This window comes from Marinomonas sp. MED121, from assembly GCF_000153025.1.
GTDB lineage: Bacteria > Pseudomonadota > Gammaproteobacteria > Pseudomonadales > Marinomonadaceae > Marinomonas.
The window spans coordinates 122669-136825 of sequence record NZ_CH672432.1 but is presented as its reverse complement, the minus strand read 5'-3'; the positions used below and the strand labels follow the sequence as shown (position 1 = coordinate 136825).

Below are 14157 nucleotides of genomic sequence, written 5' to 3'. Positions count from 1 at the left end.
AAGTTATTGTTAGTAATTAATCCCTTTGATATTTTATTCTTGTGCATTAAGGAAAGTGTGAGTGAAAAATTTAAAAGAGCATTTTTGGTTCACTTTTTTTGATGAAAACCCTGATTCTGATGATGTTGCTGATGATATAAGAAACATTGGCGCAATCAATAGATTTACCCGGCCGGATTGGAGTTTAGTTTTAACGCCTTATGAGTTCATGGATAAGGATGTTAATGATTACAATAAAAGCTTTAATCAATTGTTAGAAATAATTAAAAACCTCCCTGAATTGTTATTCAAAGGTGATTTTAAGCAGTTTTCTCACAAGGTTGGTTTTTACGACGAAACACTTCAATCGTTTTTTGCCGATTACGCACGCCTTAATTTAGACACAATCACCCCTTGTCGTTGGGATTTAATAAATACTCAAGATGGATTGAAAATTTTAGAATTAAACACAGGCGGTGCGTTAGGTGGTTTTGCTTATGAAGAAGTACAAAAAATTTATGACGAAACCCTAGATAAGGAAAATACTAAAGAACCCAGTCTTAATGTAATCGAAACTTGGGATAATCCTTTTACTGAAATCAGCCTCTTTATCCAAAACAAGCTAGCCAAGCTTAATAATCCTCTTTTGTTAGTGGTAGATGATGAGTCAATTTATAAAGACAGCCCTTTAATTGCCAACAGTGTCGCCCTAACCCTATCCAAGACGCTAAAACGGGATGTTAATGCCATTACGCACACGCAATTAAAAACAGTGTTAGATGAGCACACCGGAGACATTCTTTGCTTTGAAGTGTTTGGTGCGATAGACCTTGTTCGCGCTAAGGAATCCTATCAAACCTATCTTAATGGGGTAGAAACAAAGCGTATTTATCCCATCATTGATCTATTGAGCGAGCTTTTTATGAGTAAAGCTATCCTAGCCTTACTCAAGCAAGAAGCCACACTTACTCAGCTTGAGCCATATCAAGTTAAGGTCATCAATGAACTCATCCCTGACAGTGTGTTTTTAAAAGAGAATAAAGAAGCTCAACAATATCAGCAAAAGCTTAACGCAAACGATTGGGTTTTAAAGCCTGCAATTGGATACGGCGGTCAAGGTGTAGTCTGCCAATGGGAAATGAGTAATACACACTGGCAAGAGCAGGTTAAAACCTGCTTAGAAACAAAAGACACGCTTTTTATTCTTCAAAAAAGAGTTATCTCAACAAAGGTAAATCTCATTGCTATGACAGCACAAGGGCACTTTATTGAATCTGATAAACCCTGTGTACTGGGTGTTTTTAATGTTAATGGTGTGTTTGGCGGCGGCACTGTCAGGCAATCATTATCTGGCGAGGGTGTCATTAACGCGAGCAAAAATGCGGCTGTTGGCGTTATAAGACGACGTCTAAATTAATCAGCTAGCTTGATAAGACTTGCATCATCAGTGTGATTTAAGGCCTGACTTAAAAAGATCAAACCGGCAAAGCCTGCGATAGCAGCGCCCACTAACCATGTGTTGGTTAAGCCTAAATAAGATGCCCCTAAGGCACATAGCAAAGTGCCAAAAACACCCCCTAATCGAGAAATAAACGACATAATCGAGTCTACTGTCGATCTCACCTTGTCTTGGGTCGCATTGGCAATCAGGTGATTTCTGGCTGATACACCTAATTCCAAAGAGAAATCAAATGCGATAAAAAACAAAATAAAGTAGGTAATTGAATCAGACATAGTCAAGGCGATGACGGACACTAACTGACAAACAAGGCCAATAAAAAGTACTTTCCCCATTTGCTGTTTGAGCAGGCGACATAAGTGATTAGTCACTTTTGCTGCTATGCTGCCAAGGAACAAGGTGATAGCAAATACAAGACCAAAAAACCAAGGCAATGGGTCGGCTTGCGTTAAATGAGTAAATTCAACTTGCCAGAATTTTTCGATGGCACTGGCAAGAGGAATCGCCAATAACCCTGTCATTAGAATGCGCCAAAGAATGGGATGACAAATGGCTAGGACACCTGTTTTGATTTGTTTTGGTAACTCGGTGAAGCTCTGCTTAAAAACCGCATCAAAGCGTTTCTCTTCCTGTACCCAAACAATTGAAATGGCAATCACCAATGCATAACACAGGGCTCCCCCTAAAAGAATAATGCGATACACATCTATCTCTTCAAATTCAAATGTTATGCCTAAAAATACAACAAGGGAGCATAATAAAGCACCTGTTGCCCCCATAAGATTGGTACGAAAAGCAATGATGGCAAAGCCTTGTTGAAGGTCGATTTGATCTTTTTTGGCATTGAAGGTTTCAACAAACCAAGCGGTAATCGTCCCTGAACTCATTGAAATACCCGCTCCCCAAAATATCATGCTGACAATGGCACCGATAACACTGGGCAGGAGACACAAAATAAGTAATGAAGCGGCATTTAAAGCAAGTGAAATGATAAAGAGTTTTTTTCGACCAATTTGATCCGCTAATCCACCGGTTGGCATTTCAAGGATAATAACGGTCACTCCCATCACCGCCATAATGATGCCTATTTCTTTAATGCTGACCCCCATTGCAATAAATAAGGGGGTTAGAATAGGAAGCACTAAGAACTGACCGAGAAAGAACAAGCCTAATAGAAGTCCATAATAATGGCTAAACTGAATTCGATTCATCCATAAACCTTATGTTTTATTTCTTTTTGATTACAAAAAAATAATTTTTTCAAAAACCATTAATGATATAAAGATTATTAACTTATAACAAAAATGTGATTCATTGGATATCAAATTACTGGCTGAGCCAAAGGTAAAACAATCATGGAAGAACAAATACTTAGCAATATTCCAGGTATGGATGCCGCTGAAAAAGTGATGTGTGTGGATGCTGAAGTGCTCACTAAATCCTCTTTTTATAGTAATTTTGTCTCCATCAACAAACCTTGCTTAATCAAGAATGCGGTATCTCATTGGCCAGCAATAAAGAAATGGCAAAATGAAGCCTACTTAAAAGAGCAATGCGGTGATAATCTGTCAAATTTTTATCCTCACATGAATTATGACGATGAAAAGAACATGGTTAAAGACGAAACGAAACAGCCTTTTAGCCATATCCTTGATTTGCTCCTTGATAAATCGCCTGACATTATTAGTGCTCCCTCTTTGCTACTTGAGCGCCCTCCCTATGATGTCTTAAGGGATGATATGCAAGGATTTCACTTCATGCCAAACCCACCTAAGCCAATCGCTTATCCTTCTAGTCGTGCATTTTTTTATAAGAAAGCCGGTACAGGATGGCATTATCATTTTGTTGACGAAACACTCATGTGCCAAGTCAAAGGCAGTAAAAAGGTGGGTCTTTTACCGCCGGATAAAATCACTGACCAGCTAGTGCACGATATCTTTACAACGGATGCTTATTTAGCCAATAAGAATGTTTTTACCGCTTCTGCCAAAGATAAACTAAAGCCCATCATTGCAGAAGTTACCCCAGGAGATGCGCTTTACATCCCTCCTTTCTGGTGGCATGGAATAGAAACAATGGACAGTGAATTTGGTATTACAGTAGCCCAGTGTTGGCGCTCCCCTTTGCATGTCATGGGAGACTTGTCTTACCCTACTGTTAGGAAAATATGGAAAAAGTCTTTAACTAAACCAAATAAAAACACACCTTATGTTTTTGCCTTTGGCACCTTAAGTTTTATTGCACAGTTTGTGAGGTTGTTTCAATTTCCCTTCAAGCGAAAAGGCTCTCAATTCTAGCAAGACAAGGAATCGAAATGGGGTTGGAAGTAAGCGGCAAACAAAGAATTGAAATTAAAGCATTGTGTCAGCTGACAAGCACACACATTGAAGATAACAGGCTTAAACGCCACCCTAAATTAAGGGCGGCGCTAGATAAGCTTATTTAAATGAGATAGAAGCAAGGATACGACGATCCCCTTCAAAAGGTTGTCTAGCATGCAAAACCGTATGATTATTGACCCAAAGAACATCACCATTTTGCCATTTAAAGTTTACGCACTTATCATCCATTTGCGCGACTAAAGCTTGAATTGTTGCATCATCCATCAACTCACCTAGGCCTGTTTCAACTGCCGTTTTGCCGCTATTACGACTATCATTCCAGCCCGTATAAACCGCAACAACTGAATTGAAAAAGACTTTTTGCTCGGTTTCTTCATCAAAACGAATCGCAGAAAGTGTTTTGGTTTGAGTCCTTACATCCCCATTTTCTAGCCATTCCCAACTCATACCCGCTTCCTGCATTTTTGCTTCCGCCTCTTCTTTAGTACTGACTTGAAAAGTATCTTTCCAAGAGCGGCCAATGGCAGACGTGTTATCTGTTACTGCTGGCATTACCCTAACGTATCGAACACCATCTTGTTCAATTTTCTTAGCAAAGTTTGGGTTTAGATCAAACAAGGATTTACAGATTTCGCCAGAGTGAAGAATTGAGGTGGCTCCGCCTTTTGGTGATGCTGTTTCACAATAAAAGAAAATATAACCTGGTGGCGTAGGAACTTGCGCCATCTCATGGTGGAATGGGATTTTTTCAGTTGCCGGAGATTCATTTGCCGTCACAATTCTTGAGGCTGTCACTTGCTCTCTTGGTGCTGCTCCGCCTACATACGGCATATTGATATAATCCGTATTATCTAACATTTGCTCAAATTCAGCGGCACTCTCTAGAGGAAAGCCTCGTAACAAAATAGCGCCATGATCAATTAATCGCTGATGCAGTTCTGCTTTATTTTCGCTAATCCAATTTAAGAAGGCAGCTTTAGATGCATTTTTCAGCTCTTCATTGGGTATGACCAACAGTGGAAAGTCTAAACCGTCTACTTGTTTTTGTTCTGCTAGTTTACCTATCACCACACTCATCTTAACTCCCAATTATTAGATTTCTTATATTTAATATATAAATCAATAGTAGATCATTTATTAAAACTCTAATCCGAAAAGAATAAAAAGTAAATCAATGGTGAATGAATTAAACTTAAAATTTCCCCTTAATTCATTCAACTAATTGATTTAAATTAAATTAATTACAAAATTATTTTACGAAAGAATAGCCATCATCGGTGATTTTAACGGCTTGACCTGTGTTGGCAGAATGCTGAGCAGCGAGGCCAATCACAACCGCTTTAAGGCCGTCTTCAATACTCACCTCAACTTTTTCACCTTGTGTGATGGCTTTATAGAAGCCTAAGTGCTGATAAAAGGTTGAGCCATTATGATCGCCAGCGGCTAATAAGGTATCGTCGACAGGAATATCTGCTTCAATGGGACCTTTAGGATGTCTTGGGCTCAAAACCACTTTAGGGATAGGTGCATCACCTAAGGTCTCAACGGGCCAGAATCGGCCAGGTCCAGGAACAAAACATTCAATTTTTGCCTTTTCACCTATTGCGCAAATTTCTTCTTGATAACGAGAACCTTCTGCAAACATATTTAAGTCAAGGTTCGCTCGTTTACCATTTTTAAAATCCAAGACCACAAAGGCATTATCGATAATATCAGGCTGTTGACCCTCATACGTTTCTGTAAGGTGATTCACATCTTGTCCAGTAGAAGCATAAACACGGGTCACTTCTGACTGAGTTAGTAAGCGCATAAGGTCAAAAAAATGACAGCACTTTTCAACCAATGTGCCACCTGTTTTGTGATTAAAACGATTCCAATCTTGTACTTTTTCTAAAAATGGGAATCGATGCTCTCTGATACTGAGCATTTTCATATCACCGATATCATCAGCATCCAATTGTTTTCTTAGTTGCGCAACAGGCGGCATGTAACGATATTCCATTGCCACCCAAACAGGGGCTGGATGTTTTTGTGCAGCTAGCTGAATCGCTTCAATTTGGTCAATCTGGGTAATAATGGGTTTTTCGATCAGAATTGGTAGTTGCGTGTGTTCAAATAGATAAAGAAGCTGATCAGCATGCTGATAGTTAGGCGTAGCAACGACTATAGCACCCAAGTTTAAATCCGCTGCGAGCATCTCTTCAAGCGAGTCATAAAAGGCAGCATTAGGGGTGATTTGCGTACATCTTGCTCTCATTTCAAGGTCAGGCTCGATAATTGCGACGACTTCTGCCCCCTCAATTAAAGCAATGTTATTAAGGTGCTCTTGACCCATCATTCCGCAACCTAACATGCCATAACGTACGCTTTTGCTCATTTTCTTTACCTCTTATTTTTAGTTGTATTAACGCCAACGGGCAAAGTAGCGGCATTTACTCGGGTCAAACCAGGTTAAGGAATATTCCTCTATATTATCCTCGTTTGACCAGCCTCTTCTTTGCACCCTTGGCAAGATCTGATCTTTGTTCAGTTGAAGGCTATCTGCAACCCAATCAGGGATAGGTGCGCAATCAATTTCATCTTCAACACGACTTATCCAGAAAGAAAAATTCTCTCGATAATGTAAATAAAGTGATTCGTGTAAATCGTCTAAGGAAAGACTGTTGGCATGTTTTTGACTAAACCAGATTTGCTCTGCAGCAACTAATTCACGATTTAAATAACGTAAGCGCTTAATACACCAAGTTGATGCATTGACTTGCTCGATTCTAAGCTGTGAATTAACGCTATTATTGACATCAAGCTCAAGACTCAGAGTGTCGGCGCTGGGTGCACCACCACCTTCTAAAAGCTCTAAATGAAAAAATTGATAAATCGCACGTCCACCTGGAGCACGCTTTACATAAGTCCCCGAACCTTGTCGTCTTTCAAGTAATCCATCAGCTTCAAGCTTGGCAAGGGATTTTCGTAAAGTACCCACCGCAACACCTAGCTTAACCGCAAGCTCTGCTTCAACAGGTAAACGTTCACCTGCTTGCCAATGACCCGCTGCAATTTCCCTATGTAATAGCTCTCCAATTTGAATATATAGAGGCAGTTTCTTTTTTGTTTTTTTATCTTTCACGCATTCGCTCCATAAGGAAGTGATTTCACCTCTATTTTACAGACTCATGCGGCTTAAGAAAGCTTAGGCACATTTAAAAAGTAACTGTATTAAAAGCTAAATATAGTGACTCTATATTAGAGTTATCTTAAAAAAGCTAAAAAGATATAAAATTCATTTACTATTGATTTACATCATTAGAATACACTGATAGTGTAAATATACAAGTTATCTTGATTCAGTTTTCTTCTAGTGGTCAGAGCACCAGTTTAAGTAACAGAATCATTAACCGTTTTGTTTGAGCAAAGTGTTTTAGGGTGAGTTAGACAATGAAAAAAATAACAATGGGTCAGTCAGAGATTGAATTAAGCCGTTTGGTATACGGTGCATGGCGTTTAGATGATGCAGAAGATACCTCAAGCGCACATGTTAGAGAAAAAATTGATCTGTGTTTAGCGCAAGGGATTACCAGTTTTGACCATGCTGATATCTATGGGGATTATCGCTGCGAAGCGATTTTTGGTAATGCTATAAAAAATGATACGGCTTTAAGAGAGAAGATTCAGCTAATATCAAAATGCGATATTGCTCTATTATCTGAAAAATTCCCACAACGTAGAGTGAAGTTTTACGATACCAGCGCACACTATATACAAACAAGTGTCGAGCAAAGCCTAACTAATTTGGCAACTGACTACCTGGATCTACTGCTAATTCACCGCCCTGATCCCTTTATGGATGCGAAAGAAACCGCCTCTACCCTCGATTCTCTCATTGATAGCGGCAAAGTGCGCGGCGTTGGTGTTTCTAATTTTACACCTTGGGATTGGAAGTTGATCCAAAAGCACATGAAACATCCGCTACTGACAAATCAAATTGAAATGAGCCTGCTTAATCGTCAAGGCTTTGTTGATGGCTCCTTATCGGCAATGCAAACGGATGATATTACGCCAATGGCTTGGTCACCACTAGCCGGTGGCGAATTATTTAAAAATTCTGCTGCAACAGAGCGTTTAGCACCTATCTTTAAACGTATCTGTGATGCTCAAAATACCAGTATTGATCATATCGCTCTAGCTTGGTTATTAGCTCATCCTGCTAACATTTTACCTGTTGTAGGCACCAATAACCCTGAACGTATTAAGCATTTATCAGATGCCTTAAATGTTGAAATTGATCGAGAAACTTGGTTTGAACTTTGGACTGCTGCTGAAGGACAGGAAGTGCCATAAGCAAACGAGTTTAAGATGATTACTGGGAGAAGCAAATGGTCATATTAATGCCGTTAGTTAAATACCTGAGTCGATTTAACCTTATGCTGCATAAGGTTGGACGCAATATTGCTTGGGTACTTGTTGCCTTGATGATAAGCGTTATTCTGCTTCAGGTGTTCTTTCGTTATGTTTTAAATAGCGCCCTGCCATGGCCAGAAGAAGCCGCCAGAGCACTGATGATTTGGATGATGGCTGTGGTTGCTGGTGAGGCTTACCGTAAAGGTGGGTTTGTTGCTATAGACATGTTGATTCTTGCCCTACCAACAAAGTTAGCCAGTGTACTAAAGCTGGCTCTCTACCTCTTGGCTGGGTTAGTGCTATTTAAATTATTTACCTTAGGAATTGATTTTTTTGAACGAGGTTTTCGTTCAAGAGCCGCATCAATTCATATTTCAAGAGCTTGGATTTACCTGGCGATGCCTGTCTGCTTTTTTACCATGCTGTTATCTAACATAGAGCTCGTTCTACGTGAAATTGGCTGTTTGATGGGCAGAGCAGATCTCTATGCTTTAGATATAAAAGAAACTTAATTTAAATTACTTTCAAAAAATAATAAAAACGAGAGAAAAACCAATGTTAGCGCTATTTTTACCCCTGTTTTTAGTTTTTTTGTTGATTGGCATGCCAGTATTTTTTGCCATGTTAACTGCGCCTGGAATTATGCTTTATGCTACCGGCATGGAGCGCGATGTCTCGTTACTTTTTCGTAATATATACAACGGCATAGATTCCTTTCCTTTAATGGCGATTCCGTTTTTCATGCTTGCTGGTGAAATAATGAACCGTGGTGGCATCACCTTAAATTTGGTTCAATTTTCCCAATCTTTTATTGGTCATGTTCGCGGTGGTCTTGCCCATGTAAATATCTTATCCAGTATGCTGTTTGCAGGACTTTCTGGCTCAGCGGTCGCTGACACATCCGCCATTGGTTCTATGATGATTCCAGCAATGGAAAAGAATGGCTATAAACGTAAGTTTGCCGCAGCCATCACAGCCGCCTCTTCCGTCATCGGTCCTATTATCCCTCCTTCTGGCATCATGATTATCTATGCTTATACCATGGAAGTTTCTGTCGCAGCCTTGTTTGCAGCAGGGATAGTGCCAGGTATTTTAGTTGGTGTGTCCTTAATGATAATGGTTGCCTTAATGGCAAAGAAATATGACTTTCCAATTGCAGGGCCAAAATCAACTTGGAAAGAGAGAGGTCAAGCAACCAAAGGGGCTATTTTACCATTATTTGCCCCTGTCATTATTTTGGGTGGCATTATTGGTGGTATTTTTACCCCTACAGAAGCCTCTGCGGTTGCAACCTTTTACGCCTTAATCATCAGTGTTTGGGTAATGAAAACCGTTAAACTGTCTGATCTGCCTGATATTTTTATTAAGGGCGCTCAAGCTTCTGCTGTTGTGCTTTTATTGGTTGGATCTGCCATTGCTTTTAAAACGGTGGTAAGCCTCTCACACAGTGCTGAAATCCTTGCTGAATGGGTACTTGCGATTAGTGATAACCCACTAATGTTACTTTTCTTAATTAACATTCTGTTATTTGTTGTCGGCATGTTTTTAGATGCAGGCCCTGCCATTATTATCCTTGGTCCTATCTTAGGCCCGATCTTTATTAATCTGGGTATAGATCCAGTGCATTTTGCCATCATTATGAGTGTGAACTTAACCGTTGGCTTGGCAACGCCGCCCATGGGATTAGTTCTCTTTGTGGCATCCAGTGTCTCTGGTGAACGCATCGAAGCCATTTCAAAGGCAATTCTCCCTTTTTTAGCGGTAGAAGTTGCTGTGATATTTCTTATTACCTTTTTCCCATCCTTATCCATGACAATGCCAAGACTCTTAGGTCTGGTGTCAGGATAAACATTTAGTAAACCAATTAAATAATAAAAAAACGAGGACGACTTAATGTTTCTAAAAACTAAAATCTCTAGTGTGTTTGGTACAGCTATCTTAGCAGCCGGCGTATTATTAGGTGCGCAGGCGCAAGCTGCTGACTTCAACCTTCGCGCGGTAGCGAACTCAAATGAAAATGATGAAGATTATGATGGTTTAGTCGTATTCAAAGACTTTGTAGAATCCCATTCAAACGGTCGTATTAACGTCGATTTGTACATAGGCACACAACTTTGTGGTAATGGGGTGGAATGTCTTGAAGCACTAGAATATGGGTCAGTTGATATTTATATCTCTACCTCAGGTGGTGCATCTGCTATGTATCCTTACGTTCAAGTGTTAGACCTACCTTATTTGCTACGTGATGACAGAGTGGCAGAAACCGTTCTTGAGGGTGACTTTACCCGTGAATTACGTAAGCAAATTCTTGCGGATTCAGGCGATACAGTACGTCTGATGACAATTGGTAATACCGGTGGCTGGCGTAACTTTGCTAATACTAAACGTACAGTAAAAACACCGGGAGATTTAGATGGGTTGAAAATCAGAACCGTGGTATCTGACTTGCCACAAGAACTTGTTCGTTCTCTAGGTGCTAGCCCTACTCCCATCCCTTGGCCTGAACTATTTACTTCATTCCAAACCGGTGTGGTTGAAGGTTCTAAAAACGGTATCACGGATATTATGGGGATGAAGTTCACCGAAGCGGGTCTTAAGCATGTCACTCTAGATGGTCATGCTTATATGTCTGCGCTTTGGTACATGAGCAACGAATCTTTCATGGATATGCCTGAAGACCTTCGTAAAGTGGTCGTTGATGGCTTCAGCGCCTTGCAACAAGCAACATTTGCATCACCAAAACGAAAGTCAATTCAAGCATATCAAGACTTTGCTAAAGCAGGTGGTGAACTTTATGTACCAACACCTGAGCAAAAAGCCGACTTTAAAAAATCAGCAGAACCTGTTTATGACTGGTTCAAAGGCAATATCAAAGATGGCGAGAAATGGTTTGACCTGTTAGCTAAATCTGCTGCTGAAGCTGAAAAGGAAATTGAGCAAGCCTACGCTGCTGACCTCAATTAATCCTATTGCTCTTACTCCATTTTTATGAGGCCTTCGGGCCTCTTTTTTTGTTTTAAAACAAAGTATATTTAATGTTAAAAAAAACCAGCTGTTTAATATTTGTTCAGGTTATGCTGTTAAAATTGTCGAAATAAGAACAAATAATGACTATATGATGAAATCATCAAAAAAAGTGCGATTAAGTTCACTTTCTCCTTTGACATACACTAGATAAAACAATACATTTTGCGTGCTGGTTTTAGACCAGTTTCGTTCTCGGGGCGGGGTGAAATTCCCCACCGGCGGTAAGAACTTAGGTTTAAGCCCGCGAGCGTCTAATCGTATAGATTAGAGTCAGCAGATCTGGTGTGATTCCAGAGCCGACGGTCATAGTCCGGATGATAGAGAGCGTGTCAGACAAGAATTTTACTCGCCTATTAGCTCGCTAATTGTGCAGGGCTGTTTGGTATTTATTCGTTAAATACTAATCACTCTTTGCCTGTCCGTTCGCCCTGATTCAATATTTTATATAGGATTTACTTATGAATCAGAGCTTAACGAATAACTCTACTTTTAACGCAAATAACCAACGTATCGCATTCTTATACGGTTCTTGGCATTCTGATATTGTTTTAAATTGCCTTGATGGCTTTAAAGCAGAATTAGAAAAGCGTGGATATAACACAGACCTCATTGATGTCTTCCCAGTACCTGGCGCCTATGAAATACCGCTTCAGGCTAAAATCTTAGCTAAAACAGGAAAGTATGCAGCCATTGCAGGCTCTGGCCTCGTGGTAGACGGTGGTATTTATCGTCATGACTTTGTTGCTCAAGCGATTTGTACTGGTTTAATGCAGGTTCAATTAGAAACTGAAGTACCTGTATTAACGGCTGTACTCACTCCTCATAATTTTCATGAGCATGCTGAGCATAAAGACTATTTTAGTCGTCACTTCGTTGTAAAAGGCACTGAGCTTGCTAATGCGGTTGATGAGACAATTAGACTTACGGCTCAAACAAAAACCTTATAGCCATTGCGTAGCTGCTTATTAATTACCATTAATAAGCAGCTAAATAGCTGTTAAAAGAATGGGGCACTAAGAAGGTTTTTAGAAAGTAATTAGAAGTTTTTAGAAAGTCAGTTGCCACTTTATGCCGTCTTATTGCCACCTTTTTTGATAGAACTCACTATGCCTTTAAGCATGATGCATTTAGCAGAGTGTTGTTTTGACTTGTGTTTTACGGCTTTTTATTTACTATTTTTTTTACTTAGTGACATTTAAATAGCGCCTTATCAATAGAGTCTTAGCTCTGCCTTAGCTTTTAAACAGTATCTTTACCCTCTATCTCTATTTCTATCTTTAGTTGCAAGGCATGACATGCTCTTTGAGAGTAAGAATGATAAAGATAGCGAATCTCTTTGATTCAGACGCCAGATGGCACAGCCAGGATGAATCAGAAACTCGGTTTTATCAATCAGGTCACCCCGTTGAAATCAATGCTAAAACGACAAGGGTGCGACTCATTGATAATAATAAGTATGCCCTATAGGCTAAAATGACTGCTTTACTAAAAACCATATAAGTCATTGTTTTAAAGATGTTTCAATCACATCTTCAAACTCTAGTTTAATACTAAATACCTGTGAAAATAACCATAAACCCGAAGCACTTAACAACCAAAGTAAACTTGTCAGAAAGAGGCTCAAAAGCGGCCAACTCACAATAAAAAGGGTAAAAATATCTAAAAAATGATAGGGCTTGCCTAAAAAGCTATTATCAGAAAGATAAGTAACCACAGAGATCAAGATAGCAATAAGGAGAAGCAGTACGAATAAGCTACTGCTTAAAGCCGTCAGTAACAACTTGAAAAGTGACAGGTGTGATAGTCTCTCAGCTTTAACAAACATGATTTATTCCACTCCAATATTAAGAATGGTCAAGCCTGTACTGACGAGAGAACCATGTAAGATAATGGCTGACTAAAACAGCTTTAATCAGAAGGCTAACCTAGTTTTAACTTTTGTCATCTCTATCAATAAAGCAAAAAAAACGCCAAGGTGGCGTTTTTTTATACAGAAATTTAAAATTATTTCTGATTATCAGGGTTTTTCTGAAAAATCTCGTAAATATAGGCTTCGATAATATCCGTGTATTGACTGGAGAGCCCCAGTGAGTCGATGATTTCTTTCTCATCAAGATTGATTTTGACAACCTTTGTTTCTCTCGACATTTCTTGTGCTTTTAAATTAAATGCTTCAGAGCTTGCACAGTTATCAGGTTCTTCCAAAGTGGAACAAACCATCATCATAGGAATGGCTGAAGGCGTTAACTGATGTAGTGGTGAAACACTTGACCAATAACTTGGGTCATCCCCAAACGCGTCTCTTTGGGCATAATTAGCATCGTTTTCCATCAAGTCAATGGTATCAAGGGCGATGGGATTGATCACAATAGTACCTAACCAAGGCTTCACCCCTTCTTCAAATGCCATACTCGGATTTGCAGCTAACAAAGATGCCAAATAGGCCCCTGATGAATGCCCCATCAAAATAACATTGCTGGCATCACCGCCCCAAGCTTCCATCTTTCTTTGTAATAAAGCGATTGCTTTGGCAACATCCCTCGCCTGCCTATTTGGTTTTGCATCAAATAAGCTTCTGTAATTAGTTGAAGCAAACACCATACCGTTTGGTACCCAGCGTACCATCTTATTTGAAATACTAATGGCATCCGTTTTATCACCTGAAGTCCAGGCGCCCCCATGAACCATTAAAATTGCCGGTCTTTTTTTGGTATTGATAGGAAATGATGGGAGGTAAATATCAAGGGTTTGCAATTCATGGCTGCCATAAATTTGATCAGGCAGCTCGAAAATGGTTGGGGTATTGGCACTCGAGCTCGTTAATGGGGCAATCTGTGCCTGTAATCCACCCACACAAGCAAGTGAAGTAACGATAAGGAGGTTTTTTAAAGGTTTTAACATCAACTCAAGCCCATAACTGTCATTTGTGATTAGATTATAAGCACATAGCTAGTT

At 39.7% G+C, this 14157-nt stretch carries 15 protein-coding genes and 1 riboswitch; of the genes, 9 read left to right on the top strand and 6 right to left on the bottom strand.

Features of this window, described 5'->3' with window-relative positions; all coding sequences use genetic code 11:
- Positions 1-61 precede the first annotated feature (61 nt).
- A complete protein-coding gene (locus tag MED121_RS15980; protein ID WP_009834759.1) occupies positions 62-1396 on the top strand; it encodes a hypothetical protein in 1335 nt (444 codons plus the stop codon).
- On the opposite strand, the gene MED121_RS15975 is transcribed toward MED121_RS15980, so the two are convergent.
- Positions 1393-2649, bottom strand: a complete 1257-nt coding sequence (locus MED121_RS15975) for an MFS transporter (protein WP_009834758.1) — start codon at positions 2647-2649, stop codon at positions 1393-1395. The two genes, MED121_RS15980 and MED121_RS15975, sit on opposite strands and share 4 nt — an antisense overlap.
- Positions 2650-2793: 144 nt before the next feature.
- Between MED121_RS15975 and MED121_RS15970 the strand changes: the two genes are divergently transcribed.
- Together MED121_RS15970 and MED121_RS24740 are read left to right on the top strand one after the other, a co-directional pair.
- Entirely contained in the window at positions 2794-3735 is a 942-nt protein-coding gene (locus tag MED121_RS15970; protein ID WP_009834757.1) for a cupin-like domain-containing protein, read from the top strand.
- A 17-nt stretch (positions 3736-3752) separates the two neighbouring features.
- A complete protein-coding gene (locus MED121_RS24740) occupies positions 3753-3884 on the top strand; it encodes a hypothetical protein (RefSeq protein WP_009834756.1) in 132 nt (43 codons plus the stop codon).
- On the opposite strand, the gene MED121_RS15965 is transcribed toward MED121_RS24740, so the two are convergent.
- The 3 genes from MED121_RS15965 to MED121_RS15955 form a co-directional block, all read right to left on the bottom strand.
- Positions 3877-4857 carry a TauD/TfdA family dioxygenase gene (locus tag MED121_RS15965; RefSeq protein ID WP_009834755.1) on the bottom strand — a complete coding sequence of 327 codons (981 nt, stop codon included), beginning with the start codon at positions 4855-4857 and terminating at the stop codon, positions 3877-3879. The genes MED121_RS24740 and MED121_RS15965 overlap by 8 nt on opposite strands.
- A gap of 172 nt (positions 4858-5029) precedes the next feature.
- Positions 5030-6157, bottom strand: coding sequence for a Gfo/Idh/MocA family oxidoreductase (locus tag MED121_RS15960; RefSeq protein WP_009834754.1), 1128 nt, complete (start codon positions 6155-6157; stop codon positions 5030-5032).
- A gap of 27 nt (positions 6158-6184) precedes the next feature.
- Positions 6185-6904: a GntR family transcriptional regulator gene (locus MED121_RS15955; RefSeq protein WP_009834753.1), complete on the bottom strand. Its 720-nt coding sequence runs from the start codon at positions 6902-6904 to the stop codon at positions 6185-6187.
- 308 nt (positions 6905-7212) lie between these two features.
- Between MED121_RS15955 and MED121_RS15950 the strand changes: the two genes are divergently transcribed.
- From MED121_RS15950 to MED121_RS24445, 6 genes are all read left to right on the top strand, one after another.
- A complete protein-coding gene (locus MED121_RS15950) occupies positions 7213-8115 on the top strand; it encodes an aldo/keto reductase (protein ID WP_009834752.1) in 903 nt (300 codons plus the stop codon).
- A 35-nt stretch (positions 8116-8150) separates the two neighbouring features.
- The gene (locus tag MED121_RS15945; RefSeq protein ID WP_036180920.1) at positions 8151-8687 is read left to right on the top strand and encodes a TRAP transporter small permease subunit; all 537 of its coding nucleotides are present in this window, start codon (positions 8151-8153) and stop codon (positions 8685-8687) included.
- Between the two features lie 43 nt (positions 8688-8730).
- Positions 8731-10023, top strand: a complete 1293-nt coding sequence (locus MED121_RS15940; RefSeq protein ID WP_009834750.1) for a TRAP transporter large permease — start codon at positions 8731-8733, stop codon at positions 10021-10023.
- Between the two features lie 45 nt (positions 10024-10068).
- Positions 10069-11139 (top strand): TRAP transporter substrate-binding protein DctP, encoded by a 1071-nt coding sequence (gene dctP / locus MED121_RS15935; protein WP_009834749.1) that lies wholly within the window; start codon positions 10069-10071, stop codon positions 11137-11139.
- A gap of 247 nt (positions 11140-11386) precedes the next feature.
- Positions 11387-11532, top strand: a riboswitch (FMN riboswitch).
- Positions 11533-11660: 128 nt separating this feature from the next.
- Positions 11661-12149, top strand: a complete 489-nt coding sequence (locus tag MED121_RS15930; RefSeq protein ID WP_009834748.1) for a 6,7-dimethyl-8-ribityllumazine synthase — start codon at positions 11661-11663, stop codon at positions 12147-12149.
- A 367-nt stretch (positions 12150-12516) separates the two neighbouring features.
- Complete coding sequence (locus MED121_RS24445) at positions 12517-12669, top strand: hypothetical protein (protein ID WP_009834747.1); 153 nt, start codon at positions 12517-12519, stop codon at positions 12667-12669.
- A gap of 34 nt (positions 12670-12703) precedes the next feature.
- Here the strand turns inward: MED121_RS24445 and MED121_RS15925 are convergent, their stop codons facing one another.
- The gene (locus MED121_RS15925; RefSeq protein WP_009834746.1) at positions 12704-13027 is read right to left on the bottom strand and encodes a hypothetical protein; all 324 of its coding nucleotides are present in this window, start codon (positions 13025-13027) and stop codon (positions 12704-12706) included.
- Between the two features lie 179 nt (positions 13028-13206).
- Positions 13207-14103: an alpha/beta hydrolase gene (locus MED121_RS15920; protein WP_009834745.1), complete on the bottom strand. Its 897-nt coding sequence runs from the start codon at positions 14101-14103 to the stop codon at positions 13207-13209.
- Positions 14104-14157: the final 54 nt, after the last annotated feature.